This is a genomic window from Kingella sp. SNUBH-2017 (assembly GCF_028680565.1).
GTDB lineage: Bacteria > Pseudomonadota > Gammaproteobacteria > Burkholderiales > Neisseriaceae > Kingella_D > Kingella_D pumchi.
The window spans coordinates 19,508-46,281 of record NZ_JAPHVK010000005.1 but is presented as its reverse complement, the minus strand read 5'-3'; the positions used below and the strand labels follow the sequence as shown (position 1 = coordinate 46,281).

Annotated in this window: 25 protein-coding genes, 7 tRNA genes, 1 pseudogene and 1 riboswitch; of the genes and pseudogenes, 23 read left to right on the top strand and 10 right to left on the bottom strand. The window is 60.2% G+C overall.

From position 1 onward, the window contains the following. The first annotated feature begins 57 nt into the window (after window positions 1–57). The 3 genes from OP500_RS05420 to glmS all read left to right on the top strand — a co-directional run bounded on the left by OP500_RS05420 (window position 58) and on the right by glmS (window position 4,470). Entirely contained in the window at window positions 58–1,266 is a 1,209-nt protein-coding gene (locus OP500_RS05420; RefSeq protein ID WP_238746497.1) for a lipopolysaccharide biosynthesis protein, read from the top strand. Next, window positions 1,263–2,249, top strand: a complete 987-nt coding sequence (locus OP500_RS05415; protein WP_274070408.1) for a glycosyltransferase family 52 — start codon at window positions 1,263–1,265, stop codon at window positions 2,247–2,249. The genes OP500_RS05420 and OP500_RS05415 overlap by 4 nt, the downstream gene beginning before the upstream one ends. A gap of 382 nt (window positions 2,250–2,631) precedes the next feature. After that, window positions 2,632–4,470 carry a glutamine--fructose-6-phosphate transaminase (isomerizing) gene (gene glmS, locus OP500_RS05410; RefSeq protein ID WP_274070407.1) on the top strand — a complete coding sequence of 613 codons (1,839 nt, stop codon included), beginning with the start codon at window positions 2,632–2,634 and terminating at the stop codon, window positions 4,468–4,470. Window positions 4,471–4,603: 133 nt separating this feature from the next. Here the strand turns inward: glmS and OP500_RS05405 are convergent, their stop codons facing one another. Continuing rightward, a complete protein-coding gene (locus OP500_RS05405) occupies window positions 4,604–4,909 on the bottom strand; it encodes a hypothetical protein (protein ID WP_274070406.1) in 306 nt (101 codons plus the stop codon). A 99-nt stretch (window positions 4,910–5,008) separates the two neighbouring features. Next, window positions 5,009–5,123: riboswitch (SAM-I-IV-variant riboswitch) on the bottom strand. A gap of 90 nt (window positions 5,124–5,213) precedes the next feature. Further along, window positions 5,214–5,429 (bottom strand): annotated as a pseudogene (locus tag OP500_RS05400) (YpsA SLOG family protein); the annotation flags it as partial. Window positions 5,430–5,536: 107 nt separating this feature from the next. On the opposite strand from OP500_RS05400, the gene OP500_RS05395 reads away from it, so the two are divergent. Beyond that, window positions 5,537–6,463, top strand: coding sequence for a hypothetical protein (locus OP500_RS05395; protein WP_274070405.1), 927 nt, complete (start codon window positions 5,537–5,539; stop codon window positions 6,461–6,463). Window positions 6,464–6,679: 216 nt separating this feature from the next. Next, on the top strand, window positions 6,680–7,207 hold the full coding sequence (locus tag OP500_RS05390) for a DUF6892 domain-containing protein (RefSeq protein ID WP_238745183.1): 528 nt from the start codon (window positions 6,680–6,682) through the stop codon (window positions 7,205–7,207). 241 nt (window positions 7,208–7,448) lie between these two features. Here the strand turns inward: OP500_RS05390 and putA are convergent, their stop codons facing one another. Next, a complete protein-coding gene (gene putA, locus OP500_RS05385) occupies window positions 7,449–11,057 on the bottom strand; it encodes a bifunctional proline dehydrogenase/L-glutamate gamma-semialdehyde dehydrogenase PutA (RefSeq protein ID WP_274070404.1) in 3,609 nt (1,202 codons plus the stop codon). A gap of 171 nt (window positions 11,058–11,228) precedes the next feature. Further along, window positions 11,229–11,957, bottom strand: coding sequence for a class I SAM-dependent methyltransferase (locus OP500_RS05380; protein WP_238745633.1), 729 nt, complete (start codon window positions 11,955–11,957; stop codon window positions 11,229–11,231). 120 nt (window positions 11,958–12,077) lie between these two features. Here OP500_RS05380 and OP500_RS05375 point away from each other — a divergent pair, with 120 nt between their 5' ends. The 8 genes from OP500_RS05375 to OP500_RS05340 all read left to right on the top strand — a co-directional run bounded on the left by OP500_RS05375 (window position 12,078) and on the right by OP500_RS05340 (window position 15,776). Beyond that, window positions 12,078–14,417, top strand: a complete 2,340-nt coding sequence (locus OP500_RS05375; RefSeq protein ID WP_238745631.1) for a LysM peptidoglycan-binding domain-containing protein — start codon at window positions 12,078–12,080, stop codon at window positions 14,415–14,417. A gap of 142 nt (window positions 14,418–14,559) precedes the next feature. Continuing rightward, window positions 14,560–15,123: a CDP-diacylglycerol--glycerol-3-phosphate 3-phosphatidyltransferase gene (gene pgsA / locus OP500_RS05370; RefSeq protein WP_238745629.1), complete on the top strand. Its 564-nt coding sequence runs from the start codon at window positions 14,560–14,562 to the stop codon at window positions 15,121–15,123. Between the two features lie 71 nt (window positions 15,124–15,194). Continuing rightward, window positions 15,195–15,270, top strand: a tRNA-Gly gene (locus tag OP500_RS05365). Window positions 15,271–15,293: 23 nt separating this feature from the next. Next, window positions 15,294–15,369, top strand: a tRNA-Gly gene (locus OP500_RS05360). Between the two features lie 28 nt (window positions 15,370–15,397). Further along, window positions 15,398–15,473 (top strand) — tRNA-Gly (locus tag OP500_RS05355). Between the two features lie 31 nt (window positions 15,474–15,504). Further along, a tRNA-Cys gene (locus OP500_RS05350) sits at window positions 15,505–15,578 on the top strand. Window positions 15,579–15,588: 10 nt separating this feature from the next. Further along, window positions 15,589–15,665: transfer RNA gene (locus OP500_RS05345), tRNA-His, on the top strand. 21 nt (window positions 15,666–15,686) lie between these two features. Continuing rightward, window positions 15,687–15,776 (top strand) — tRNA-Leu (locus tag OP500_RS05340). Between the two features lie 160 nt (window positions 15,777–15,936). Here OP500_RS05340 and OP500_RS05335 read toward each other — a convergent pair. Further along, a tRNA-Glu gene (locus OP500_RS05335) sits at window positions 15,937–16,012 on the bottom strand. 122 nt (window positions 16,013–16,134) lie between these two features. After that, entirely contained in the window at window positions 16,135–16,332 is a 198-nt protein-coding gene (gene iscX / locus OP500_RS05330; RefSeq protein WP_274070403.1) for a Fe-S cluster assembly protein IscX, read from the bottom strand. A gap of 194 nt (window positions 16,333–16,526) precedes the next feature. Between iscX and metZ the strand changes: the two genes are divergently transcribed. The 6 genes from metZ (at window position 16,527) to OP500_RS05300 (ending at window position 20,090) form a co-directional block, all read left to right on the top strand. Then, complete coding sequence (metZ, locus tag OP500_RS05325) at window positions 16,527–17,705, top strand: O-succinylhomoserine sulfhydrylase (protein ID WP_274070402.1); 1,179 nt, start codon at window positions 16,527–16,529, stop codon at window positions 17,703–17,705. Window positions 17,706–17,808: 103 nt separating this feature from the next. Then, window positions 17,809–18,006 carry a DUF2788 domain-containing protein gene (locus OP500_RS05320; protein WP_238745626.1) on the top strand — a complete coding sequence of 66 codons (198 nt, stop codon included), beginning with the start codon at window positions 17,809–17,811 and terminating at the stop codon, window positions 18,004–18,006. Window positions 18,007–18,082: 76 nt separating this feature from the next. Next, complete coding sequence (locus tag OP500_RS05315; RefSeq protein WP_274070401.1) at window positions 18,083–18,628, top strand: septation protein A; 546 nt, start codon at window positions 18,083–18,085, stop codon at window positions 18,626–18,628. Between the two features lie 2 nt (window positions 18,629–18,630). Continuing rightward, window positions 18,631–18,921: a YciI family protein gene (locus OP500_RS05310; protein WP_274070400.1), complete on the top strand. Its 291-nt coding sequence runs from the start codon at window positions 18,631–18,633 to the stop codon at window positions 18,919–18,921. Continuing rightward, complete coding sequence (locus OP500_RS05305) at window positions 18,918–19,190, top strand: BolA family protein (protein WP_238745623.1); 273 nt, start codon at window positions 18,918–18,920, stop codon at window positions 19,188–19,190. Before OP500_RS05310 ends, OP500_RS05305 begins: the two co-directional genes overlap by 4 nt. A gap of 24 nt (window positions 19,191–19,214) precedes the next feature. Next, a complete protein-coding gene (locus OP500_RS05300; RefSeq protein ID WP_238745621.1) occupies window positions 19,215–20,090 on the top strand; it encodes a peptidyl-prolyl cis-trans isomerase in 876 nt (291 codons plus the stop codon). Window positions 20,091–20,204: 114 nt separating this feature from the next. Here the strand turns inward: OP500_RS05300 and OP500_RS05295 are convergent, their stop codons facing one another. The 4 genes from OP500_RS05295 to OP500_RS05280 all read right to left on the bottom strand — a co-directional run bounded on the left by OP500_RS05295 (window position 20,205) and on the right by OP500_RS05280 (window position 24,008). Further along, entirely contained in the window at window positions 20,205–21,722 is a 1,518-nt protein-coding gene (locus OP500_RS05295; RefSeq protein WP_274070399.1) for an ABC transporter permease/substrate-binding protein, read from the bottom strand. Continuing rightward, window positions 21,715–22,446: an ABC transporter ATP-binding protein gene (locus OP500_RS05290; RefSeq protein ID WP_274070398.1), complete on the bottom strand. Its 732-nt coding sequence runs from the start codon at window positions 22,444–22,446 to the stop codon at window positions 21,715–21,717. Before OP500_RS05290 ends, OP500_RS05295 begins: the two co-directional genes overlap by 8 nt. Before the next feature lie 176 nt (window positions 22,447–22,622). Further along, window positions 22,623–23,336, bottom strand: coding sequence for an SAM-dependent methyltransferase (locus tag OP500_RS05285; RefSeq protein ID WP_274070397.1), 714 nt, complete (start codon window positions 23,334–23,336; stop codon window positions 22,623–22,625). A 78-nt stretch (window positions 23,337–23,414) separates the two neighbouring features. After that, window positions 23,415–24,008 carry a Maf family protein gene (locus OP500_RS05280; RefSeq protein WP_274070396.1) on the bottom strand — a complete coding sequence of 198 codons (594 nt, stop codon included), beginning with the start codon at window positions 24,006–24,008 and terminating at the stop codon, window positions 23,415–23,417. Window positions 24,009–24,060: 52 nt separating this feature from the next. Between OP500_RS05280 and OP500_RS05275 the strand changes: the two genes are divergently transcribed. The 4 genes from OP500_RS05275 (at window position 24,061) to plsX (ending at window position 26,760) form a co-directional block, all read left to right on the top strand. Beyond that, window positions 24,061–24,558, top strand: coding sequence for a YceD family protein (locus tag OP500_RS05275; RefSeq protein WP_274070395.1), 498 nt, complete (start codon window positions 24,061–24,063; stop codon window positions 24,556–24,558). Window positions 24,559–24,585: 27 nt separating this feature from the next. Continuing rightward, window positions 24,586–24,762 carry a 50S ribosomal protein L32 gene (gene rpmF, locus OP500_RS05270; RefSeq protein ID WP_238745610.1) on the top strand — a complete coding sequence of 59 codons (177 nt, stop codon included), beginning with the start codon at window positions 24,586–24,588 and terminating at the stop codon, window positions 24,760–24,762. Window positions 24,763–24,924: 162 nt separating this feature from the next. Further along, window positions 24,925–25,467 carry a phosphoribosyltransferase gene (locus OP500_RS05265; protein WP_238745608.1) on the top strand — a complete coding sequence of 181 codons (543 nt, stop codon included), beginning with the start codon at window positions 24,925–24,927 and terminating at the stop codon, window positions 25,465–25,467. A gap of 246 nt (window positions 25,468–25,713) precedes the next feature. After that, window positions 25,714–26,760, top strand: coding sequence for a phosphate acyltransferase PlsX (gene plsX / locus OP500_RS05260; protein ID WP_274070394.1), 1,047 nt, complete (start codon window positions 25,714–25,716; stop codon window positions 26,758–26,760). Window positions 26,761–26,774 lie beyond the last annotated feature (14 nt).

Here is a 26,774-nt window from a genome sequence, read left to right as displayed (position 1 = left end):
AAAAAAACCACAAAGGCAGCCTGAAAACGTTTTTCAGGCTGCTTTGCCGGCAATCCGATGAAAATTCTGAAAGACAGCCTGATTTATCTGGCGGGCGAGCTGTTTGCCAAAGCGCTGCCCTTTATGCTGATTCCCTACCTGACCCGACGTCTCGGGCCGGCGGGTTTCGGCGAGCTGTCGTATTGGCTGACGATATTCTCGCTGCTGCTGATTGCTTCCAGCATGAGCCAGGACGGCGCGGTTACCCGTTATTTCTACCTTTACGGCCGTCGCAACCTGCCCAATGTGGTGGCGGCCGGCTACTGCTACACCGCCGCCGCCACGCTGGTCGGGCTGGCGGCGGCATGGCTGTGGCATTCGCCGATACTGGCCTTTACCGTGCTGGCCGCCGGCGCGCAAACCCTGCTCTCCACCCAGATGAGCCTGCGCCAGTGCCGCAAGCAGCCTTTGGCCTATACCGCGCTGCAGCTGGCTGCCGGCGTGCTGGTGGCGGCGCTGACGGTGCTGTTGCTCGAAATCTCCACCGCCTTTGCGGTGGAAAAACGCTTTGCCGCCATCGCGCTGGGCTGCTCAATAGTATCGCTGTCCGGCTGGCTGCTGTTTCGCCGCGACAACCGTCGCCGTTTCAGCCTGCGCCGGCTGCGGCAGGGCTTGGGCTATATTTTGTCCTTCGGCCTGCCGCTGGTGCTGCACCACGCCGGCAACTACATCAAAGGCCAGGCCGACCGCTTTTGGATCTACCAAAGCCATCCGGCGGCGCTGCTGGGCGTGTATTCCGCCGGCTACCAAACCGCATCGGTGCTGGGGCTGCTGTTGATGGCGCTCAACAAAGCCACCGTGCCCTACTACTATCAGGCGCTCAAAAGCGGCCGCATCAGCGCTGCCGACGTCTGCCGTTGGGCGCTGTGGACGCTGCCCGCCGCCGCGCTGCCGGCGCTGGCCGCCTACTGTGTGCCTGAGACGTGGTTTGTCTGGCTGCTGGGTGCCGGCTACGAAGGCATTCGCCGCTATGTGTGCCTGTTTTTAGTCGGTTTTGCGCTCACCCTGCCCTATTACCTGCTGGTCAATTATCTGTTTTACCACGCGCAAAACCGCCGCATCGCCACCGTTTCCCTGCTTTCGGCCGGCGTGTATCTGCTGGTGCTGCTCGCCGCCGATACCCGCGGCATCCAATGGATGCCGCTGGCGATGATCAGCGGCAACGCCGCCGTATTGCCCATCCTTTATTACTGCGTGAAAAAACACGCCCAAGGCAGCCTGAAATGAATCCGGCCAAGCTGATAATCTGCATGACCCCGCTGCAGGCACTGATTGCCCGCCACCTGATCCGCCGGCGGCCGCACGAGTCTTTCGATCTCTTGATGCTCTGCTACAAAGAAGCCGACAACGCCAAATTCCACCATTATTTTCAGGCTGCCGCCGCCCATTGCCGCCGCGCCCGCTATGTGCTGATTCCCCCGCAAAAATGGCGGCGCGAGTTGGCCATGCCGCGCCTGACCGACGGTTTTGACAAACACTACCGCACCGTTTTCGCCGCCAGCATCGACAACCCCCACGTCCAATACCCGCTGAACAAACTCGCCTTCGATACGCTCGAAACCTTCGACGACGGCAGCGGCAACCTGATCCCCAGCAGCATTCTCTACCACAACAGCCGCAACCCGCAGCGGCGCCTGTTCAACTTCCTGCGCCGCATCCGCCTGCAAACCGAAGAGCTGCGCCGTCTCTCCTGCCGCCACCACACTCTCTACCCCGGCCTGCCCAATATCGCCGCCCCCACCGTGCCCCTTGATTTGTGGCAAAGCGCCGACGGCTTCAGGCAGCCTGAAACCCCCGCCGGCAGCAGCCAAACCATCCGCATCCTGCTCGGCCAGCCCACCTTTGCCGACGCCGCTGCCAATATCACTCTCGCCGACACCCTGCTGCGCCGCTTTAATATCGGCCGCTACTTCCCCCACCCGCGCGAACACTACCGCGTCAGCGGCGCCGACTACATCGACAGCCCGCTGATTTTCGAAGACTACCTGCTGCAGGAATTGGCCGCGCAACCCGAAAACCGTTTTGAAATCTACCACCTGGCCAGCAGCGCCGCGCTTAACGTCCACGCCTTCCCGCGCACCCGCATCACCGCCATCCGCCCCACCCTGCCCCCCTTTGACGGCGAAAACTACCGCACCCTCTACCGGCTGATGGCACAGATGGGCATGGAAATCGCCGAACTGCCGGCCGAAAGTATCAAAGCAGCCTGAAAGCCCAAAGCAGCCTGAAAGCCCAAAGCAGCCTGAAAGCCCAAAGCAGCCTGAAAGCCCAAAGCAGCCTGAAAGCCCAAAGCAGCCTGAAAGTCCAAAGCAGCCTGAAAACCAAAGCAGCCTGAAAACCAAAGCAGCCTGAAAACCAAAGCAGCCTGAAAACCAAAGCAGCCTGAAAACCAAAGCAGCCTGAAAATATTTTCAGGCTGCCTTGCGCTATAATCGCGCGGTTTTTGCGGCGGTTTGAACGTTTTGCAAACCGCCGTTTTCCCGTCCGCCGCCGTTTTCAGGCTGCTTTTTTCTGCCAAGGCAGTCTGAAAGCCCGGCCGGACTGTTTTCCACCGGACGGCTTCCGGCCGTCCACCGATACTAAGGAACGATTATGTGCGGTATCGTCGGCGCCCTGCGCGCCCATCACAATGTCGTCGATTTTCTTACCGACGGCCTCAAACGCCTCGAATACCGGGGTTACGATTCATCCGGCATCGCTGTCAACGACGGCGGCAAAATCCGGCGCGTGCGCCGCGTCGGCCGCGTGCAGCAGATGGAAAACGCGGCGCGCGAAAAGGGCGTCTGCGGCCATATCGGCATCGGCCACACCCGCTGGGCGACCCACGGCGGCGTAACCGAGCCGAACGCCCATCCGCATATTTCCGGCGGCCGCATCGCTGTGGTGCACAACGGCATTATCGAAAACTTCGAAACCGAGCGCGAGCGTCTGCAGGGTTTGGGCTATGCTTTTGAATCGCAAACCGATACCGAAGTCATCGCCCACAGCGTCAATCACGAATACGCGCAAAACGGCGGCAGTCTGTTCGACGCCGTTCAGGCCGCCTGCCGCCGCCTGCACGGGGCGTATGCGATTGCGGTGATGGCGCAGGACAACGAGCGCGAAATGGTGGTCGCCCGCATGGGCTGCCCGCTTTTGGTGGCCTTCGGCGACGAAGAAACTTTTATCGCTTCGGACGTGTCGGCGGTTATCGCCTTCACCCGCCGCATCACTTATCTGGAAGACGGCGACATCGCGCTCTTGAGCACGCGCGGCATCGAAAAGCTGTGCGACAAAAACGGCGCGCCGGCCACCCGCAGCGTCAAAACCTCCGAGCTGTCGCTGGCCTCGCTGGAACTGGGGCCCTACAGCCACTTTATGCAGAAGGAAATCCACGAGCAGCCGCGCGCGATTGCCGACACCGCCGAAATCTTTTTGGACGGCGGCTTCGAGCCGGAAAACTTCGGCGCCGCCGCCCGCGATGTTTTCCAAAAGATTTCCGGCATCAAGATTCTGGCCTGCGGCACTTCCTACTACGCCGCACTCACCGGCAAATACTGGCTCGAATCGGTCGCCCGCATCCGTGCCGATGTGGAAATCGCCAGCGAATACCGCTACCGCGACGCCATTGCCGATCCCGACGAACTCGTCATCACCATTTCCCAGTCCGGCGAAACGCTGGACACCATGGAAGCGCTCAAATACGCCCAAACGCTCGGCCACAAGCACAGCCTGTCGGTGTGCAACGTGATGGAATCCGCCCTGCCCCGCGCCAGCGAACTGGCGCTCTACACCCGCGCCGGCGCTGAAATCGGCGTGGCTTCCACCAAAGCCTTCACCACCCAGCTGGTGGTGCTGTTCGGCCTGGCGGTAACGCTCGGCCGCCTGCGCGGCACCGTTTCCGCCGCACAAGCCGCCGCCTACGCCGACGAATTGCGCCAACTGCCCGGCAGCGTGCAGCACGCGCTTAATCTGGAGCCGCAGATTGCCGCCTGGGCGCAGAAGTTCGCCAAAAAAACCAGCGCCCTGTTTTTGGGACGCGGCATCCACTACCCCATCGCCCTCGAAGGCGCGCTCAAACTCAAAGAAATCACCTACATCCACGCCGAAGCCTATCCGGCGGGCGAACTGAAACACGGCCCACTGGCGCTGGTGGACGAAAACATGCCGGTGGTCGTGATCGCCCCCAACGACAGCCTGCTGGACAAAGTCAAAGCCAATATGCAGGAAGTGGGCGCGCGCGGCGGCGAGCTGTTTGTGTTTGCCGATCTGGACAGCAACTTCCACGCCACCGACGGCGTGCACGTTATCCGCACCCCGCGCCACGCCGGCGTGCTCTCGCCCATCGTCCACACCATCCCCGTGCAGCTTCTGTCCTACCACGCCGCCCTCGCCCGCGGCACCGACGTGGACAAACCGCGCAACCTGGCCAAATCGGTAACGGTGGAATAAACCGGCACGTAGAAACAGGCAGCCTGAAAGGCCGTCCGACGGTTTCAGGCTGCCTTGCGATTCAAACAAAAAGCAGCCTGAAAACCCCGAAAGCACGGTTTTCAGGCTGCTTTTATTTGGGCGGCCGCCCGAATTATGAGCGGGCGCCAAAAGCGCTCTGCCGCGCTTGGGCGAAATCGCGGGTGCGGCGGCACAGGGTTTGGGCGGCTGCGGCGGCATCGTTTTCGGCAATGCCCAATCCGCACAGGTTGCGGGGCAGGAAGGCGGGGACGGCTGCATCACCGGCATCGGCCTGCGCCGCCTGTCCGGCACCGTCGTACCAGGTGGCGGTGCCGATGTCGTAGGCCAGTATGCGCTTTGCGCCGCAGAACACCGCTACGCGGGCGCTGGCGGGGACGGTTTGAAAATGGAAGGTATAGTCGAAAATGGAAAACTGCATGGGGAAACTCCTGATTTAGCGATTGGAAAACGGGGCTGCAAGTCGGAATAAATCGCCCCGGGTCGGATAACAAGGCATAAAAAAGCCCGCACTTCGTGTGCGGGTGTCGTGAATTGCCGTTACCGGCCGCATCGCGCCGTACTGCTTTGGCGCGTCCACCTTACCTTGCGGCAGGTTGGCATGGATTTCACAAACCCAACTCGAAATGCGGGACGGATTGTGGCAAACGGCGGCGGACGTGTCAAGCGGCAGGCAGCCTGAAAACGGGAAACCGGGCTTTCAGGCTGCTTTGCCGTCTGCCGCATCAGTCCGACAGCAGCGCATCCAGCGCACAGGCCACCGCCTGCTGTGTATAGGCGTGCGCCGTCGGCTGTACCGAGCCGCGCGGGCCGCCGATGTTGAGCACGCGCACGGCGTGGCGGCTCGCGAAACGGTCAATGCGCTCACCCGCGCGTTCGGCGGCCAGCTCTTCGGCGTCGATCAGCAAAAACGGTTTTTGCTGTTTCAGGCAGCCTGAAACCGCCGTTTCCGTTTTTCAGGCTGCCCAGGCACCCAATCATACCGCTTTCCGGAAAACCATTTTATAATCAGTCCGCCACATACCGGCAGACAACGAAAGGACAGACCATGGCCTCCCTGAACCCCCCCGCTTCTCCCCTTGCGCCGCTCCAAGAAAAACCGTCCGACCCCGGCCGCCTGCTGCCTGCGCATCTGGCAGAAGCCGGAACGGTGCATCTGCTGTTGCAGGCCGTTGTTAGCCTGCTGCTGCTGGCTTTGGCGCTGCTGATCGCGTTTTTGTTCGGCTCGAATTTATGGTCCGGCGCACCTGAAAAGCATTCGGATTCGGCAGCCGTACTGGTTTCGAGCCTGCCCTTGCTGGTGCTGTTTGCCGCCTACGGCATCGTCAGCCTGCACAATGTATGGCGGCGCTGGCGCAACCGCAGGCAGCGGCTGAACGGAGCGGTTTTTGCAGGCAGGCGCGCCGCGCCGCAGGGCAGCGCCGAAATCTGCCTGTTTTCACCGCTGCATGCTTTGGCGCGGATGGCGGCACAGGCGGCACAGGCGGCATGCTGCGCCGCAGCCTTTCTGTTGTTGCTTAACGATCCGGACAAGGGCGAATGGCTCTATGGACTGCTGTTTCTGCTTTTCCTGATCCCAGTGCAAAATCCGTCCGAACGCAGCCGTTCCCTGCTGCGAACGCTGTTCGGCGTGCCGCAAAAAACCGTCTACCGCGCCGACACCGACCGTTTCATCTTCTACGGCTATACCCTGCGCGGCGGTTGGCAGGTGCTGGCCGAATACCCCGCTTCGGATTTCATCGGCATTTACTGCCAGCCTGAACAGAACGCGCCGGCAAACGGCAACAGTATCACCCTGTGGCTGGCCGGACGCGAAGGCGGGCGCGACGTATCCGCAGGCAGCACGCAGCGCTGGTTTTCCGACAACACGGCCGCCGCCGAAAACGCCCTCGAAGCCCTCTGCAGCGCCAGCGGCCTGCCGCCTTTGGCCGTACCGCCGAAAACGGATGCCGCCACCAAAGCGCAGGCAGCCTGAAAACCGTATCGGGCAGCTTTCAGGCTGCCTTTTGGATTCCTGCTCCAATGGCAGGTTCAAACAAGTAGCGCCGCCATTCCGTTTGCCGTCCGGCAAAACACAAACAGGCAGCCTGAAAAACGGAAAACCTGCTTTCAGGCTGCTTTTTAGGCTGATTAAAGCAGCCTGAAAACCGAACCCCAAGCCGCAGCCGCGCCCGATACCCCCGCCGCCGCCGTGCTGCGCGGCCTGCTGCCCGCCGCCAAACCGTCCAAGCCCGCCAAAACCGCGTCGCCGCAAACCGTCTTCCACGACACCGCCCTCAAACTCGCCGTGATTGACGAACTGATGTACCGCCGCGACGCCCTCGCGCCCCGCCTCGACTTCGACCGTTTCGCCGCAGACTGCGAAACGCGCGTTATCAGCCGCGGCACCGACGGCTACGCCCCCGTGCCCGAAATTCTCGATTATTTTATGCAGCTCGACATCCCGCCCGAGATGCTCGCCACGGTTGAAGAACTCGACATCGAAGACGGCTTTTCCCCGCTCTACGCCGAACTGTGGCCGTATTACGACCCCGGCTGCGACCAAATGATTGCCGTCACCCACGCCGCCATCGCAGACCTTGAGCACCTGCCCAAACTCAAACGCATCATCGGCCTCGAAAGCCTCAACCCGCCCACCGGATTGCTAACCGAGCTGGAAAAGCGCGGTATCGAAGTGCTGACGCAGGAAGAGCGAGACGAAAAGGCATCCGGCCTTTAACGCGCAAAAGCAGCCTGAAAAAAAACCGCGAATGCGGTTTTTTTTCAGGCTGCCCTTTTCAGGCTGCCCTTTTCAGGCTGCCCTTTTCAGGCTGCCCTTTTCAGGCTGCCCTTTTCAGGCTGCCCTTTTCAGGCTGCCCTTTTCAGGCTGCCCTTTTCAGGCTGCCTGCCGGATGCCAACACATCGCCCCAATAAAAACGCCTGCCGGCAAATGCAGCAGGCGTTTGTGATGTGCGCGGGCTTAGACTTCGGCCATCGCCATCAGGCTGGCGTTGCCGCCGGCGGCGGTGGTGTTGACGCTGCAGCTGATTTCTTCAAACAGTTGCAGGACATCAACGCCGTTTTGCGCATCGACGATGCGAACCAGCGGGCCGCTGCGTTTGGCCAGCGCGGTTTTGGTGTCGGCGCTGGGGGCGTCAAGGGCAACCAGATGGCTGATGCCGGCGGCGGTTTCAGGGGCGTCCTGCACCAGCAGCAAGCCGTCGAGCTGGCTTTGCAGCTGTGCCAGCGGGTGGCTGCTGCTGACGATGGTTTGGATGCCGGCAGCGGCGATGCGGATCAGGCCGGCGAAGGCGCGTTCGAAATCGCCGCCGTCGAGCCATACCTGCTTGGGCGCGCGCCAAGTCAGGGTGTTGTCTTCGCCGGTGGGGCCGGTGAGCTCGGCGCGGGCTTGGCGTAGGGTGAAGATGCGGGCTTCGCCCATCACGCCGGCAAGACGCAGCTTGGCTTCCTGGTCGAAATCCAAACCGTGCAGCACGCTTTCGAGCTTGGCCAGCGCGGCATTGTCGGCGCTGCCCGGGGTGGTGAGTTTGGGCAGCTGCCATGCGGCGCCGCGGCTCAAACGCTGCAGGTAGAAGGGACCGCCGGCTTTGGGGCCGGTGCCGGACAGGCCGTGGCCGCCGAAGGGCTGCACGCCGACGACGGCACCGACGATATTGCGGTTGACATAGATATTGCCGGCTTCGATGTTGTCTTGGATAAACTCGACGGTGCGATCGATGCGGCTGTGGATACCGTTGGTAAGCGCATAGCCTTTGCTGTTGATCTGCTGGAGCAGGTCGCCCAGGCCGTCGGCGGGATAGCGGATCACGTGCAGCACGGGGCCGAATACTTCGCGCTGGAGCTGGTCGAGATTGTCCAGTTCAAACAAAGTCGGGGCGACATAGGTAGCGTTGTCGGCATTGGCCGGCAGCTTAATCTGGTGGCTGACTTTGGCAACACCTTTCATTTTGTCGATGTGCTTGAGCAGGTTGCCCTGGGCTTCGGCGTCGATAACCGGGCCGATGTCGGTGTTGATCAAGGTGGGGTTGCCGACGGTCAGCTCGTTCATCGCGCCTTTGATCATGGCGAGCATGTGGTCGGCCACGTCTTCCTGCAGGCAGAGAATGCGCAGGGCGGAGCAACGCTGGCCGGCGCTGTCGAAGGCGGAGTTGAGCACGTCCACGCATACCTGCTCGGACAGGGCTGTGGAATCGACGATCATGGCGTTCTGGCCGCCGGTTTCGGCAATCAGCACCGGCAGGTCGTCGCGTTTGCTCAGGGCTTCGTTAATCAGTTTGGCCACTTCGGTGGAGCCGGTGAAGATCACGCCGTTGATGCGCTCGTCGCGGGTCAGCGCGGCGCCGACGTCGCCGGCACCGAGTACCAACTGGACGGCGTCGGCCGGTGCGCCGGCTTCATGCAGCAGCTCGACAGCGCGGTAGGCGATCAGGCTGGTCTGCTCGGCAGGCTTGGCCAATACGGTGTTGCCGGTAACCAGCGCGGCCACCACTTCGCCGACGAAAATCGCTAGCGGGAAGTTCCACGGGCTGATGGCAACAATGGTGCCGACCGGTTTGCGCTCGCCGCAGGTGTGCTCGGCTTCGTCGGCATAGTAGCGGCAGAAATCGACGGCTTCGCGCACTTCGGCGATGGCGTTGTTCAGGGTTTTGCCGGCTTCGCGCACCGCCAGCATCATCAGTTCGGCGGTGTGCTCTTCCATCAGGTCGGCGAAACGGCGCAGTACGGCGGCGCGTTCGGCGGCGGGTGTGGCGCCCCAAGTGCTTTCGGCGGCTTTGGCGGCGGTGATGATTTCGGGCACGGCTTCGGCTTCGACAAAGGCGGCGGTGCCTACCACGTCATTGTGGTCGGCAGGGTTGCGCACTTCGTGGGCAGCCTGAACGGCGGCTTTCTTAACGGCCAGCAGGGGTTTGGCTTCCCAAGTTTTGCCGGCGGCAGCGTTCATCTGCGCCTGCAGGCTTTCGAGCACGTCTTCATTACTGAAGTCCAGACCGCTGGAGTTGAGACGGTCTTTGCCGTAGAGATTGCGCGGCAGCGGCAGCGCGGCGTGCATGGTGCCCTGGGTTTGCGGGGCTTCATCCAGCGGAGATTTCACCAGGCTGTCGATGCTGATGCTTTCGTCAACGATTTGGTTGACGAAAGAAGAGTTGGCGCCGTTTTCCAGTAGGCGGCGCACCAGATAGGCCAGCAGGGTTTCGTGGGTGCCGACCGGTGCGTAAATGCGCACGCGGCGGCCGAGATTTTGCGGGCCGACCACTTGGTCGTACAGGGTTTCGCCCATGCCGTGCAGGCATTGGTGTTCAAATTCCTTGCCTTCGCCCATCTGGTAGATGGCGCCCAGGGTGTAGGCGTTGTGGGTGGCAAACTGCGGGAAGATGGCGTCTTGCGCGGACAGGAGTTTGCGTGCACAGGCCAAGTAAGAGACGTCGGTGTGGACTTTGCGGGTGTAAACCGGATAACCGTTCAGGCCGTCCACCTGCGCCCATTTGATTTCGCTGTCCCAATACGCGCCTTTTACCAGGCGGATCATCAGTTTTTGCTTGTTGCGGCGGGCAAGGTCGATCAGGTAGTCGATAACGAAGGGGCAGCGTTTTTGGTAAGCCTGAACCACGAAACCGATGCCGTTGAAACCGGCCAGATCGGGATCGGAAACCAGCGCTTCCATCAAGTCTAAAGAAAGTTCGAGACGGTTGGCTTCTTCGGCGTCGATGTTCAGGCCGATGTTGTACTGTTTGGCCAGGATAAAGAGCTGTTTCAGCTTCGGCAGCAGCTCGGTCATCACACGTTCGTGCTGGGCGCGGGAATAGCGCGGATGGATGGCGGAAAGTTTTACCGAAATGCCGTTGCCGTCGTACACGCCGGCGCTGCCGGCATCTTTGCCGATGGCGTGGATGGCGTTGACGTAGTCTTGGTAATAGCGTTCGGCGTCGGCCTGGGTCATTGCCGCTTCGCCGAGCATATCGAAGGAATAGCGGTAGCCGAGTTTTTCGCGCTCTTTACCGTTTTTCAGTGCTTCTTCGATGGTTTGGCCGGTAACGAACTGTTTGCCGAGCATGCGCATGGCGTAGTTGACGCCCTGGCGGATCAGCGGCGCGCCGCCTTTGCCCAGCAGGCGGGTCAACGAAGCGCCCATGCTTTCGCTGTCGGTCGGTTCTTTGGTCAGTTTGCCGGTAATCAGCAGACCCCAAGCCGCGGCATTAACGAACAGCGACGGGCTATTGCCCAGATGGCTTTTCCAGTTGCCGTCGGAGAGTTTGTCCTGAATCAGCTTGTTGCGGGTTTCCGCGTCGGGAATGCGCAGCAGGGCTTCGGCCAGACACATCAGCGCCACGCCTTCCTGGCTCGACAGGCTGAATTCGTGCATCAGGGCATCGACGCCGCTGGCTTTGGTGCGGTCGCTGCGCACCTGGGTTACCAGGCGGCGGGCCAGCGCTTCGGCGGCGGTTTTTTCCGCATCGCTCATCTGCGCCTGCGCGAGCATATCGGCAACGGCTTCGGCTTCGTCGCGGCGGTAGGCTTTGGTAATGGCTTGGCGCAGGGGATTGGTCTGGGTTTGTGCAAAATCAAACATCGTATTTTCCTAAGTTTGAGGTCGGATGATTGTGTAAAAAGCGGTAAAAATAACCTATATATGTTAATGGAAAACGGCCTAAAAGGCGAACGAATTTTACAGATTGTTTGCTGCCGTACGGCCGCAGGCGTTTTTCAGGCTGCCTGCCCGCGTGCAAGGCAGCCTGAAAACTCAGCGCGGCTCTGTGGTGCAGGCGCTGGCAGCACCCTGCCGGCTCAAACCGAACGCCGCTTCAGGCAGCAGGACATTTTGCGGCGAGCGCTCGGGCAGTATCGGGGCGGCCACCCGCTTCGACAACACCAACGCATACACCGCCGCCGCATGCGGCCACCAGCGGTCGCCCGCCGCTTCCATAAAACGCCAAAACCGCAGGGCGCGTTCGGAGCGCAGCGACGGCAGATAATTGAGAAAACGGCCGCTCTCGATATGCCAGCCGGTTTCAGCAAGACGGGATTTCAATACCGGCAGCGGCAGGCAGCCTGAAACATCCGGCACGCGCTTGCGGCACCTATCCAGCCGCCACAGCGAATACGGGTTGAAGCCGGTCAGCAGCAAGCAGCCCTGCGGGCGGATAATGCGGTGCATTTCGGCTAGGAAAACGGCAGCCTGATCCGCCTCCCAAGACGGATGGGCGGCCAGCACGCAGTCGAAAAAAACATCCGGCCACGGCGTTTTCAGGCTGCCTGCCAGCACATCCGCCGGCGGCTGCGCATCCTGATGCACGGTAAGGCCGGAGAGCGGCGGCAGGGCAAACAGCCGGCCGAGAGAACCGAGCAGCAGCAGGTTTTCAGGCTGCCTGTCGGTTAAGGCAGCCTGAAAAAAGAGGTTTTCCTGCGCGCGCAGATAACGCCCTAAAGAGTTTTGCGCAAGCCACGCGGGCAAAATCCGGGGGTCCGCCATCGGCTTTCCTAGGTGTCTGTAAATTTTGGCATTTGATTTGCTTGCAGATTGACAGCATTGGGGCGCTGCCCTTACGATATACTCTGAAAATACGGCTTTTAACGGAAGCATTTTAAAGTTATGAAATCCATCAAGTCCATCACTTTGGCCGTCAGCGGTCTTTTTCTTTTGCCGGCGCTGGCCTGTGCCGACAACGGCACCACCGATAAAACCGCATCGGCGCTGATGCAGCTGAACACTTCCGTTTTCACGCTGGCCGATCTGCCCAAACACGGCGGCGATCTGTGGGCGGTGCTGCGGCAGGACTTCCGCATGAACGAAGTCAACCAGTCGCTGGTGCGCAGCCACGAGAGCAAATTCTCTTCGGGAAAAGCCTATTTCAACCGTACCATCCAGCGCAGCAAGCCGTATATGTACCACATCGCCACCGAGGTGAAAAAACGCGGCATGCCGGCCGAAATTGCCCTGCTGCCGTTTATCGAAAGTGCCTATGTAACCAAGGCCAAATCGCATGTCGGTGCTTCCGGTTTGTGGCAGTTTATGCCCGCCACCGGCCGCCATTTCGGCTTGGAACAGACCCCGCTGTACGACGGCCGCCACGACGTTTACGCCGCCACCGATGCCGCGCTCAACTATCTGCAGTATCTGCACGGCCTGTTCGGCGACTGGTCTTTGGCGCTGGCCGCCTACAACTGGGGCGAGGGCAATATGAGCCGCGCCATCCGCCGCGCCCAAGCCGCCGGCCTGCCGCCGACCTACGAAAACCTGAAAATGCCCAACGAAACGCGCAACTACGTGCCCAAACTGCTGGCCGTGCGCAATCTGGTCAACAACCCGCAGGCATTCGGCCTGACCCTGCCCGAAATGAAGCACGAGCCTTATTTCCGCACGGTAACCGTCAACGGCCCGCTCGACATTATGGCCGCCGCCCATCTGGCCAATATTTCCGAAAACGAATTTCTGGCACTCAATCCGGCTTTCAAAACCCCGGTCTTCATTCCCAAAGGCAACCGCAAAATGCTGCTGCCGGTAGCCGCCGCACAAACCTTTGAGCGCAACTACCGCGAATCCGACAGCAAAAACCTGCTGTCGTGGGACATCTACACCGCACAAAGCTCAACCGCGCTGGCCGATCTGGCGAATATGACCGGCATGTCGGTCAGCGAACTCAAACGCCTAAACGGCATCAGCGGTACCCATATCGCCGCCGGCCGCAGCCTGCTGGTCAGCAAAAACAGCACGAAAAACGGGCTCAACAGCTTTGCCAAAGCCGATTTTGATCCCGTACCCGACAAATACAACGAGCAGGCACCGGTGCTGACCGCACAGCAAACCGTGCGCACCCCGCCGCCCGCACCGGTATCCGTCGGCACGCCTTTCTTGGCCGACGCTGCCAAAGCCCAAGACAAACCGCACGTAGCACTTGCGCCACCTGCAAACGTAATAGCCGCCGCGGTCCTGGCCAAGCAGCCTGAAAAAACTGCGCCGCCCGTTACCACCCTTGCTGCCGCCCAAACCGACAAAACCGCCAGTCCGGCAGCTGTAACCGCTTTCAGGCAGCCTGAAAAACCGGCGGTAAACGCTAACGCGGTTGCAGCGCTTGCCGACAAACAACCTGCCGCGCTGACGCAGAGTTTTGCTACTGCAGCATCCGCCGTCAAACAGCCAAGCGAACCGGCTGGCGTCCAAACCGCGCAAACCCGTCCGCAAGCTGCTGCAGAGCAGCCTGAAAAAACTGCTGCGACCGCCAGAGAAACACCTGCCGATACCGTTTCCGGCAGGCAGCCTGAAACCGCCCACACCGCCGCGAATCAGAGCAACACTTTTGCCGCCGAAGATCCGACCGACGAGCTGATGGCGCTGGCGCTGGCATCGCAAGAGCGTCTGCGCCGCCAGCAAGAGCAGGCCGCGCAGGCGGTTCAGCAAACCGCTGCTGCCGCCGAAGCCAAAGAGCAGAAAGAACAAAGCGAACGGCGCATTGCCGAAGCCAAACAGCGCCAGCAGCAACAGCAGTTGGCCAAAGCCAAAGCGGCGCAGGAGGCGGAAAAAGCCAAAGCAGCCGAAACCAGCCGCTCTCTGGCGGCGAATACCGGCACGCATAAGGTCGGCAGCGGCGAAACCCTGTACAGCATCGCCAAACGCTACAACATGAGCGTGGCCGATTTGGCTGCCGCCAACCACATCAAAGGCGAGCACATCCAAGCCGGTCAAACCCTGAAAGTATCGTTGGCTGCCGCCAAAAACGCCGCACCTGCCGCCCAAGCCGTCAAAACCGTTGCCAAAGGCGGAAAAGCCGCCGAAGCCAAACCTTCCGTGCCGGCATCCTATACCGTGCGCAAAGGCGATACTCTGCATGCCATTGCGGCACGCTATAATCTGAAATTAAGCGAAATTAAAAAGCTCAACCACGGCAACGACAACATCAAAGCCGGCCAGACCATCCGTCTGACAGCGAGCTGAGCGCCAAACCGATGCCGACGCCAAGTTTCCCCCGAAGCTTGGCGGTTTGGCTTTTTAGCGGCAATCCATTTGAACAAAAACCGTTTTCAGGCAGCCTGAAAACCATACCGACACCATAATAATCGAGAATGCGGACACGCTTATGCGATGGAACATACCCATATTGCTGACTTGGCTGAGAATCCTGCTGATTCCGGTGTTTACAGCGCTGTTTTACCTGCCGCAAGGCTGGCTCGATGCGCAAACGGTCAATTATCTGGCCGCCCTGATTTTCGCCGCCGCCGGCATCACCGACTGGCTGGACGGCTTTCTCGCCCGCCATTGGCATCAAACTTCCGATTTCGGTGCCTTTCTCGATCCGGTTGCCGACAAACTAATGGTGGCGGTGGCCTTGATACTGCTGGTCAAACTCGACCGCACCGCCGCCGTTTACGCGATGGTCATTATCGGCCGCGAAATCACCATTTCCGCCCTGCGCGAATGGATGGCGCAACTGGGACGGCGCAGCAGCGTCGCCGTTGCCCATATCGGCAAATTCAAAACCGCCGCGCAAATGGCCGCGATTTTCGCCCTGCTGATTTACCAAAACGACTTTCTCGGCCTGAATCTGCCGCAAATCGGTAACATACTGATGTTTATCGCATCGGTGCTGACCATCTGGTCGATGTTCTATTATCTGAAAATGGCGTGGCAGGAATTTAAGTAGTCCGCACACAAAAAGTGCTTGCAATTTTCGCGGCCAGTCTGCATAATCCGCGACTTCGTTAGCACGACAAAGCGGGAATAGCTCAGTTGGTAGAGCGCAACCTTGCCAAGGTTGAGGTCGCGAGTTCGAGACTCGTTTCCCGCTCCATTTTATTGTTGTCGGAATCCCAAGCGGGAATAGCTCAGTTGGTAGAGCGCAACCTTGCCAAGGTTGAGGTCGCGAGTTCGAGACTCGTTTCCCGCTCCACTCGGATTTTCCGGCAATGCCCAGATACGCGGGAATAGCTCAGTTGGTAGAGCGCAACCTTGCCAAGGTTGAGGTCGCGAGTTCGAGACTCGTTTCCCGCTCCATAATTTTTCGCTTTCGCAGCGGATAATTTTTGGCGGAATGGCAGAGTGGTTATGCAGCGGCCTGCAAAGCCGTGTACGCCGGTTCGATTCCGACTTCCGCCTCCAAATCTTCTACGGCGGGGTGGCAGAGTGTTTATGCTGCGGGAGGTGAACTTCCGTATACGCCGGTTTGATTCCGTGCCCCCGCCTCCAAATCTTAGATTCGACTAATCGGCCCGAGTGGTGGAATTGGTAGACACAACGGACTTAAAATCCGTCGCCTCTAATACGGGCGTACCGGTTCGATTCCGGTCTCGGGCACCAGAATTCAAAAATGACCGCTTCGGCGGTCATTTCTCTTTTTTGTTCCTTTTGTCAAAATTATCAGCACAATGCGGCAAGCAGCCTGAAAACAAAGGGCCGCTTTTCCTGCCAAGAAAAAGGACTTTCCGTTTAAATTTCGGAAAGTCCTTTTTTTGAAAACTGGCACGCCCACGGGGATTCGAACCCCGGTTGCCGCCGTGAAAGGGCAGTGTCCTAGGCCTCTAGACGATGGGCGCGTGAAAGGGCGCGGATTATAGTGTTTTTCGGCGCCCTGTCAATACTGCTTTAGGGAAACTTGCTGCCGTGCGGTATGCCGCAGCAAGCGGCCGGCGGCCGGTTTGAATCCGCGCCCGGCTTTTCAGGCTGCCTCGTCGATCCAAGCCTGCTGGATGGCTTCGAGGATTTTTTCGCCGCAGCGTGCCGGATCGTCGTCAAAGTCGGGCAGCGCCAGCACCAGGTCGCGCAGCTGGGTGAAGCGCAGGGTGTGGGGGTCGATGCTTTCACCGTGGGTGTCGAACAGTTCTTCGGCGATGCGGTGGGTGTCGATCCATTTCATGGTCGGTATCCTTTTCGGGTGTTCGGGCTGCGGATTATAGCGGATGACAGCTGCGGCGGAATATCGGTTCGGCCGGCATTCGGGCATTGAAAGGCAGCCTGAAAAGGCGCAGAATGCCGTTTTTTCAGGCTGTCTGCGCGTTTTTCCGTAATCAGCGCCGGCAGCGCGACCGACACAATACAAAGGAAGGCCTTATGGCACAAAGAAAACTGCATCCGCAAACCTTAGCGATCCGCGGCGGCAAAGAGCAGACCGGATACAAAGAACACCACCAGGCGCTGTTTCTGACCAGCAGCTTTATGTACGACAGTGCCGCCGAAAGCGCGGCGGTATTTGCCAAGCAGCAGCCGGGCTATACCTACAGCCGCACCAACAATCCCACCGTCAGCGCCTACCAGACGCGGATTGCCAATCTGGAAGGCGCAGAAGCCGGCATCGCCACCGCCACCGGCATGGCGGCGATTCAGGCTGCCCTGCTCACGTTTTTAAACGCGGGCGACCATCTGGTGAGCAGCCGCAGCCTGTTCGGCACCACGGCGGGCTTTATCGGCGGCCATGTTACCCGTTTCGGCATCGACGTGAGCTTCGTGCCGCAAACCGATTTGGATGCCTGGCGTGCGGCGATACGGCCGAACACCAAAATGCTGTTTTTGGAAACGCCGTCCAACCCGCTGGGCGAAGTGGCGGACTTGGAAGCGCTGGCGGCGCTTGCCCACGAACACGGCGCCCTGCTGGTAGTGGACAACTGCTTTTGTTCGCCGGTGGTGCAGCAGCCTTTGCGTTTCGGCGCCGATTTGTCGGTGCAGTCCGCCACCAAAGCCATCGACGGTCACGGCCGCACGTTGGGCGGCATCGTCTGTGGCCGCTCCGAACTGATCAACCAGATTGCGCTGTACGTCAATTCCGCCGGCCTGAGCATTTCGCCGTTTAATGCCTGGATGCAGCTGGGCGGCGCGGAAACTCTGTTTCTGCGCACGGCGCAGCAGGGCGAGAACGCTTTGAAAATCGCCAACTGGCTGCGCACGCAGCCGAAAATCGGCAAAGTGTTCTACACCGGCCTGAGCGACCATCCGCAGGCAAAACTGGTTGCCAAGCAGCAAAGCGGCGGCGGTCAGGTCTTGGCCTTTGAAGTGGTCGGCGGCACCGAAGCGGCGTGGAAAGTAATCGACGCCGTCGAGATTTTCTCGAAAACCGCCAACTTCGGCGACGTGCGCTCCACCATCACCCACCCGTGGACGACCACCCACGGCCGCATGAGCGCGGAAGACAAAACTGCCGCCGGCATCAGCGAAGGGCTGATCCGCATTTCCGTGGGCCTGGAGTACGTTGATGATTTGATTGCCGACTTGGAACAGGCGCTGGCGCAGCTGTAAGCACAAAAACCATCCGCCAAAGCAGCCTGAAAGCCCACCGCTGCGGTTTTCAGGCTGCCTTTACGGACAACAGACACTTCACACACATCGAAAGGAAAGCCGTATGAGCGAAGCCGAATTCTCCGCGCTGGCGCTGAAAATCTGCGTCGGCGGGCTGGTGATTTTTTTGGGGTTCATTATCTGGAATCTCGGCAAAGAGTCCAAAGTGGGCAAGCTGGGAATGTTTATCCTGTTTCTCGTGCTGGGTTTGGGCATTGCCGGATTCCTGTTTAAAAACCTGCTGGTCGAACTGATGATGTAGCCGGCCGCCGGCGAAAGCTGCACGAAGCGGGCAAAGGCTGTATGATGCGCCCTTTTGCCCTTGCCGACACCTGCCCATGAAAGCACTCAGCGACCTTATCGCCGTCATTTTGTTCTTTGCGATTTACCTGTTCAGCAAAAACATGGTGGCCGCCACCGCCGTGGCCGTCGCCGTAGGCGTGCTTCAGGCTGCCTATACGCTGTACAAACACCGCCGCATGAGCGTGATGCAGTGGATCGGGCTGATTACCATCGTGGTATTCGGCGGCGCAACCATCCTGCTGAACGACCGCATGTTCTTTATGCTCAAAACCACCATACTCACCTGGCTTTCCGCGCTGGTGATGCTGGCCAGCCAGCTGATGGGCAAAAACGGCCTGAAGCTGATGCTCGGCCAGGAATTGCAGCTGCCCGAAACGGTATGGAACCGGCTGGGCTGGGCGTGGGTGGTGTTTTTTATCGTGCTGGGCGCCGTCAATCTGGCGGTGGCCTACCCTTTCAGCGCCGAACGCGAAGCGCTGTGGGTCAATTTCAAAGTGTACGGCTACCTGCCGCTGACCATTGCTTTTGCCATCGGCCAAGGCATCTATCTTGCCCGCCATCTGCCCAAAGAGGAATCCTAACCATGCTGTATATGCTGCTGGCCACCGACGCCGAAGACGTACAAGAAGCCCGCGCCCAAGCCCGCCCCGCCCATCTGGCGCGCCTGCAGAAGCTGGCCGACGAAGGCCGCCTGCTGGTGTCCGGCCCTACCCCGCTGCCCGATGATCCCGAGCGCGTTTCAGGCAGCCTGATTATTGCCGAGTTCGACAGTTTGGACGCCGCCGAAGAATGGGCGGGCGCCGACCCCTACGTCGATGCTGGCGTGTATGCCGAACTGCTGATCCGCCCGTTCAACAAGGTGCTGCCGCAATGAGCCTGATGCGCGAGCGCATGGCGCGGCTGCTCGATCCGATCGCGCCCGAGGTTTTCGATTTTGAAGACCAAAGCCACCTGCACGCCGGCCATGCCGGCAACCGCGGCGGCGGCCATTTCGCCGTATTGGTGGTCAGCCCGCATTTCGAAGGCATGAGCCGCATCGCCCGCCAGCGCAAAGTGCAGGAGCTGTTTGCCGAACTGTTTGCCGAAAAGGCCATCCACGCGCTGAGCATTATTGCCAAAACCCCGGCCGAATATTTCCATTAACCCGTCTTCCGAAAGGACAAGCCCATGAAAACCACCCGCATCGCCGCCGCACTTTCCCTGCTGGCCGTATCCGGCAGCCTGCTGGCGCAAACCATCGTTACCGTAAACGGCAGCAAAATCGACAGCAGCGACTTAGAGCGCCAAGTACAGACCATCGTTGCCGAAAGCCAGGGCCAGGTTCAGGACAGCCCCCAGCTGCGCCAGAGCATTCTCAACGACATGGTGGTGGAAACCGTTATCGTGCAGGAAGCCCGCCGCCTGAAAATCGACAAAAGCAAAGAAGTGCAAACCGCCGAAGCCGAAGCGCTCAAAGAAGCCAAAAAACAAGGCGCCGACAAAAAAGCCGGTTTCAAACAGCAATGGGCCGATTACCAGTCGCGCATCATCGCTCTCGTTTACATGAACGATCTGGCGAAAAAACAGCAGGTGTCCGAAGCCGACATCAAAAAACGCTACGACGAAGTCAATGCCCGCTACAAAGGCGGCAGCGAAGTGCAGATCGGCCTGATCGTTACCGAAAAAGCCGAACAGGCGCAGGCAGCGATTAAAGAGCTGGCGGCGAAAAAATCCTTTACCGACGTCGCCAAAAAATACAGCGTCGATCCCAACGCCCAAACCACCGGCGGCCTGTCCAACGGCTACATCCCGCTGCTCGATCTGCAAAACAACAGCCCCGAAATCTACCAGGCCGTTTCCGGCCTGAGCAAAGGCGGCTACAGCAAAACCCCGATCAGCGGCGACAAAATCAACGTCGTCGTCTATCTGCACGACAAACGCCCGGTAACCATCCCCGCCTTTGCCGAGCAGAAAGACAACATCGGCAAAATCCTGCTCAACGAACGCATCGACAGCCACATCGACGGCCTGCTGAAAAAAGCCACCATCGTTCCGGCGAAATAAACGCCCGACGGCAGTTGAAAAAAGGCAGCCTGAAAAGCAGCCTGAAACCGCAAAAGCAGCCTGAAAACCAGATTATCGGTTTTCAGGCTGCTCTTTTAGGCTGCTGCCGCCCGCTTATTCCAGCATCCCGTGCGTTTGCAGGTATTCCCGCGCAACGCTTTCGGCGCTCTCGCCTTGGGCTTTGACGCGATAGTTCATGTCCTGCATTTCTTCGGCGCTGATTTTGCCGGCGAGGCGGTTGAGGGCGGCGGCAAGCTCGGGGTATTGCTCCAGCGTTTCCTGCCGCATCAGCGGGGCGCCCTGGTAGGGTGGAAACAGGCGGCGGTTGTCTTCGAGTACGGTCAAGCCGTATTGGCGCAGCTCGCTGTCGGTGGAGTAGGCGTCGGTGATTTGGATGCTGTTTTCGCGGATGGCCTGATGGCGCAGGGCGGGCTCGAGGGTTTTGACTTTGAGGCGCAGGCCGTAGCGTTGCTGCAGGCCGAGGTTGCCGTCTTCTCGGTCGTTGAATTCAAGGGTAAAGCCTGCGGTGGCGCCGTGCTGGATTTTTTGCAAGTCGCCGATGGTGCGCAGGCCGTTTTTCTCGGCGAAACTGCGTGTGACGGCAACAGCGTAGGTGTTTTGATAGGCCATCGGCGGCAGCAGGGCGAGGCGGTCTTGCGCGAGGATGCCGTCGCGGGCGGCGCGGTACACGGTGTCGGGGTTGGTGGAAGCGGGCGGCGGGTTGTTGAGCAGGCTGGCGGTAATCGTGCCGGTGAACTCGGGATAAATGTCGATTTTGCCTGCTTTGAGGGCTTCGTAGAGAAAACCGGTTTTGCCGAAATTGGGCTTGGTTTCTACGGCCAGGTCGGTGTGCGTTTCAATCAGGATTTTGTACATCTGGATCAGGATTTCAGGCTCGGAACCGAGTTTTCCCGCCACAATCAGGGTGGCTTTGGGGCTTTCAGGCTGCCTTTGCGGCGCAAACGAGGCGGCAAGGGCGGCAATCAGCGCGGCCAGCACCCACACGCTGTGGCGCAGGCGGATGGTTTCGAGCTTTTTGAGCAGATAGTTGAACGCGAGGGCAAGGGCGGCGGAAGAAACGGCGCCGATGAGAATCAGGCTGCTGTCGTTGCGGTCGATGCCCAGCAGGATAAAGCTGCCGAGCCCGCCCGCGCCGATCAGGGCGGCCAGCGTGGCCGTGCCGATAATCATCACGGCGGCGGTGCGGATGCCCGACATAATCACAGGCAGCGCCAGCGCCAGCTCGAATTTTTTCAGCCGCTCCCAGCGCGTCATGCCGAATGCGGCGGCGGCTTCGCGCAGATTGGGGTCGATTTGGTTTAAGCCCGTCACCGTGTTTTGCAAAATCGGAAACAGCGCGTACACCACCAGCGCCGCCACGGCAGGCGGCGTGCCGATGCCCATCAGCGGAATCAGCAGCCCCAATACCGCCAGCGAGGGCAGGGTTTGGAACACGCCTGCCGCCTGCAAGACCCATTCGGCCGCCCGTTTGTGCCGCTGCACGGCCACCGCCAGCGGCAGCGCAATAGCCATCGCCGCCAGCAGCGCCGAGAGTGAAAGCTGCAAATGCTGCCACAGCGCGGTGTACCAGTCGCCGCTGCGGGCAAGCCAGGTGTGCCAGATGTCAGCCATGTTCGCCCTCCCCCGCAAACAAATCCGCCACCAGCGCGTTTTCAGGCTGACGCATAATCCCCTCTGGCGTGTCGGTGCGCACCACTTTGCCCTGGTTCAAAATACAAATCCGGTCGGCCAGATGCAGCGCCTCTTTCATGTCGTGGGTAACAAATACCACCGTCAGCGCCAGCTTTTGGTGCAGCTCTTTAATCAAATCCTGCAGCTGCCGCCGCGAAATCGGGTCGAGCGCGGAAAAAGGCTCGTCCATCAGCAACACCTGCGGCTCGGCGGCAATGGCGCGCAAAATCCCCACACGCTGCTGCTCGCCGCCCGACAGTTCGCGCGGATAGCGGCACAGGTATTTTTCAGACGGCAAGCCCACCTGTTCGAGCAATTCCCGCACACGCTGCCGCCGCGCCTCTTTGCCCCAGCCCTTCATCTCGGGAATCAGGCCGATGTTTTCCTCTACCGTCATATTGGGAAACAGCGCAATCTGCTGCAACACATAGCCCGTAGAAAGCCGCAGCGTGCGCAAATCCTGCGCCGCAATGTCCCCACCGCGCAGCAAAATCCGCCCGCAGTCGGGCTCAATCAGGCGGTTGAGCATTTTCAACAGCGTGCTTTTGCCGCTGCCGCTGGGGCCGACCAGCACAAAAAATTCGCCGCAGCCGATGGAAAGCGACACATTGTCCAATACGCGGTTGGCGCCGTATTGTTTGCCGATGTTTTGCAGATCAATCATCGGTTTTCCTATTTATCAACCAGTTAGCATTGCGGCCATTATAAATGGATTCGCCGCACGGCTGGGCAAACGTGCCGTTTGAAAAAGACAATCTGCCGGCAGCAGGGCAAAAAGGCAGCCTGAAAAGCATATTTCGGCTTTCAGGCTGCCTTTTGTGCTTATTGCCGCCATGCGGTTTAAGCCGCCGACAGCACAAACAGCGTCGGCCGTTTTTTCAGATCGGGCAGCGCTTTCATGGCGCGCCAGCGGGCGATGTTTTGGCTGATAACGGTTTGCGTGGGCAGGGTCAGGTCGCAGGCGGCGCACAAGCGGGTGTCGGGAGAGAGCGTGGCCAGCGCGTCGGCGAGCAGGGCGTTGTTACGGTAGGGCGTTTCGATAAACAGCTGGGTTTCGTTTTCCTGGCGCGAACGGCATTCCAGCTTTTTCAGGCTGCTTTTGCGGCCTTCGGCATCGGCGGGCAGATAGCCTTTGAAGGCGAAACTCTGGCCGTTGGCACCGGATGCCATCAGCGCCAGCAGGATGCTGGACGGGCCGATGAGCGGGCGCACTTCAAAACCTTCGCGGTGCGCCAGCGCCACCAGCGTCGCGCCGGGGTCGGCCACCGCCGGGCAGCCGGCTTCGCTGAGCAGCCCCATGCTGCGGCCTTCGCGCAGCGGGCGCAGCAGCTCGGGCAGCTCGGCATCGGCGGTGTGTTCGTTGATTTCGCGCAGGTTCAAATCGCGTATCGGCGTACTCACGCCCAGATGCTTGAGATGGGCGCGCGCGGTTTTGGCGGCTTCAACGGCAAAATCGGTCAGGCCGGTAATCTGCGCCTGCTCGTGCGGCAGCAGGCAGGGGGTATCGGCGGCGCCCAGCGGCGTGGGGATCAGGTAGAGAACGGGTCGGGTCATGGCAATATCCGCGGCGGGGAAACGCGGCTTTCAAGCTGCCTGAAAGCCGCTTGGCAAGTTGGGAAAACCATCGGGCGGCTACAGCAGCGGCACGCCTTCGGCCAGCAGAAAATCGGCCAGCCGGAATATCGGCAGGCCGATCAGGGCGTTGGGATCGCTGCTGTCGATGCGCTCGATCAGCAGGGCGCCCAAACCTTCGCTTTTGGCGGCACCGGCGCAGTAAAGCGCGTCGGGTTCGCGCTCGAGATAACGGTCGATCTGCGCGGCAGTCAGACTGCGCATCTGCACCATGGTGGTATCGACGTGGCGGTGCAGGCAGCCTGAAACGGTGTTGAGCAGGCACAGGGCGCTGAAAAACTCGATGCGCCGGCCGGAGAGTTCGGCCAACATGGTGCGGGCGCGCTCAATCGTGAGCGGTTTGCCGAGCTGGCGGCCGTTGCAAAAAGCCACTTGGTCGGCGCCGATAATCAGATGGGCGGGATAGGCGGCAGAAAGCGAGCGGGCTTTGCCTTCGGCCAGCCGCAGCGCGGTTTGGGCGGCGCTTTCGCCGGCAGCGGGCGTTTCGTCGCAATCGGGCGCGGCGGCGCTAAAGGGCAGGCCGAGCGTTTCGAGCTGGGCGCGGCGAAAAGGCGAAGTCGAAGCCAGCACCAAAGGCGGAAAAGGGGTGTCCATACAGTAAAAATATTGACTTGGAAGCGGCGAAATTATATCATGCTCCGTTTTTATGTCAGACCGTATTTCGATTGATGCCGAAGCGTTTGCCGCCTCAGGGCAAACGCTGCAAGGCAAGGTTTCCCTGCAGGATTTGGACGCGCGATCGCACTCGCCGGACATTGCAGATTTGGCCGCCGAAGTTTCTTACTCGCTGGCCGCCGGCAGGGACGATTGGGACAGAATCCGCCTAAGCCTGCGCCTTGCAGGCAGCCTGAAACTCTGTTGCCAGCGCTGCCTGCAGCCCTTTGATTTCGAGCTGGACGAAACCGCGCAGGTGGTTTTGTTTGCCGACGAAGAAGCGCTGGATCAGGCCGTGCAGGACGACGATACGCTGGAAGGCATGGTTTGCGGCAGGGAGTTGGACGTTTATTCCCTGCTGGAAGACCAGATTCTGATGGCGCTGCCGTTTTCGCCCAAGCACGAAAACTGCGGCAGCGGCGAAACCGCAGTGCAGTCGGACAAACCCAATCCGTTTGCCGCGCTGGCGGGTCTGAAAAAACCGGATTAACTTTATTTCTTTGTCAGGAGTTCAAACATGGCCGTTCAACAAAACAAAAAATCCCCTTCCCGCCGCGGTATGCACCGCTCGCACGACGCGCTGAGCGCGCCGGCTCTGTCGGTTGACAGCGCCACCGGCGAAGTACACCGTCCGCACCACATTTCCCCCAACGGCATGTACCGCGGCCGCAAAGTCGTAAAAGACAAGCTGTAAGCATTACCCGTATGACTGCGAAAGCCGGTTACTGTGCGCCCTGCGCTCGGCCGGCTTTTTGCCGTATCTGCCGCACTTTCTCCTTTCAGGCTGCCTGAAAGCGGCAAGCGCCACGCACAGGCAGCCTGAAAACCGAAAACCGCGGCTTCGCAAGGCACGAACATGACAAAAAAAGTTTGGTACACCTACGACGACATCCATAAAACCGTCAAACAAATCGCCACCCGCATCCAAGAAGCCGGCGAGCGCTACGACGCGATGATCGCCATCGGCGGCGGCGGCTTTATCCCCGCGCGCATGCTGCGCTGCTTTCTCGACATCCCGATTTACGCCGTTACCACCGCCTATTATCTGAGCGAAAGCAGCGGCGAAACCGCCGAAACGGTACGCAAAATCCAATGGCTCGACCCGCTGCCCGAACCCTTGCGCGGCAAAAACGTGCTGGTGGTGGACGAAGTGGATGACAGCCGCACCACCCTGGCTTTCTGCCTGCGCGAGCTGCAAAGCGAAGACTTGGGCCATATCGGCGTGGCGGTACTGCACAACAAACTCAAGCCCAAATGCGACACCCTGCCGGCAGGCATCAGCTATTACAGCGGCATCGAAGTGGAAGACTGGTGGATCAACTACCCGTGGGACGCCAACGATATCGACGCCCACAACCGCAAAGCCGAAACCGCCCGCGAAGAGCAGGCGCAGCAGTAGCGGCAGACGTTTTCAGGCAGCCTGAAAGCAGGTGTTGCGCCGTGAATCCCCACCGGTTTGCCAATGCCCCGCATTTGGTGCAAAACCTTTGCCAAGCAGCCTGAAAACCGCCGCCCTGCCCTTTTCAGGCTGCCTGCGCCGTCTGTTTTACCAGGCATTCAGGCAGCTCAAACTGCCTACTTTTCGATGCTCAGGCAGCCTGAAAGCAGGCGCCGAAAACCAAACATCAAAAGGAAGACACACCCTATGATTACCCTGTCCGTCGATGCGATGGGCGGCGACGTCGGCCTTGACGTTACCGTGCCTGCGGCGGTGCGCTTTCTGGCGCGCCGTCCCGAAGCCCGCCTGATTATGGTCGGCGACGAGAGCCGTCTGCATGCGGCGCTGGCTGCGGCGCAGGCGCCGCTGGACAAAATCACCGTCCGCCACGCCACGCAGGTGGTGGAAATGGACGAAGCGCCGCAGTCGGCGCTGAAAAACAAAAAAGACTCGTCCATGCGCGTCGCCATCGAGCAGGTGAAAGCCGGCGAAGCGCAGGCCGCAGTATCCGCCGGCAACACCGGCGCGCTGATGGCCACCGCCCGTTTCGTGCTCAAAACCCTGCCCGGCATCGAGCGCCCCGCCATCGCCAAATTCCTGCCCGGCGAAAACGGCCACCTTACGCTGGCGCTGGATTTGGGCGCCAATATCGACTGCAGCGCCGCGCAAATCGTCCAATTCGCCGCGATGGGCAGCGAGCTGGTCAAAGCACTCGGCCTGAATGCCAATCCGCGCGTCGGCCTGCTCAATATCGGCACCGAAGAAATCAAGGGCACCGAAGTGGTCAAGCAAACCTTCGCCCTGCTGCGCCAAAGCAGTCTGAATTTCGTCGGCAACGTTGAAGCCGACAGCCTGTTCAGCGGCGCAGCCGACGTGATTGCCGCCGACGGTTTTGTCGGCAACATCGTGCTCAAAACCATCGAAAGCTCGGTCAAATTTATGGGCGCTTCCATCCGCGAAGAGTTCAACCGCAGCCTGCTCAACAAACTCGGCGGCCTGGCGGCCAAACCCGCGCTCAACGGCGTGCGCGATCGCTTCGACCCCCGCCGCTACAACGGCGCGATTTTTCTCGGCCTGCGCGGCGTGGTGATCAAAAGCCACGGCGGCACCGATGCCACCGGCTTCGCTTTCGCGCTGGAAGAAGCCTACCACGAAGCCGAAGCGGCCAGCATCGAGAAAATCAGCCAAGGCGTGGCCGACAGCCTTGCCGCGCTGGCGGCGGTGCAGGCCGAGCAGGCGGCGGGCGAAGTCTGATTTGCCGCTTTCAG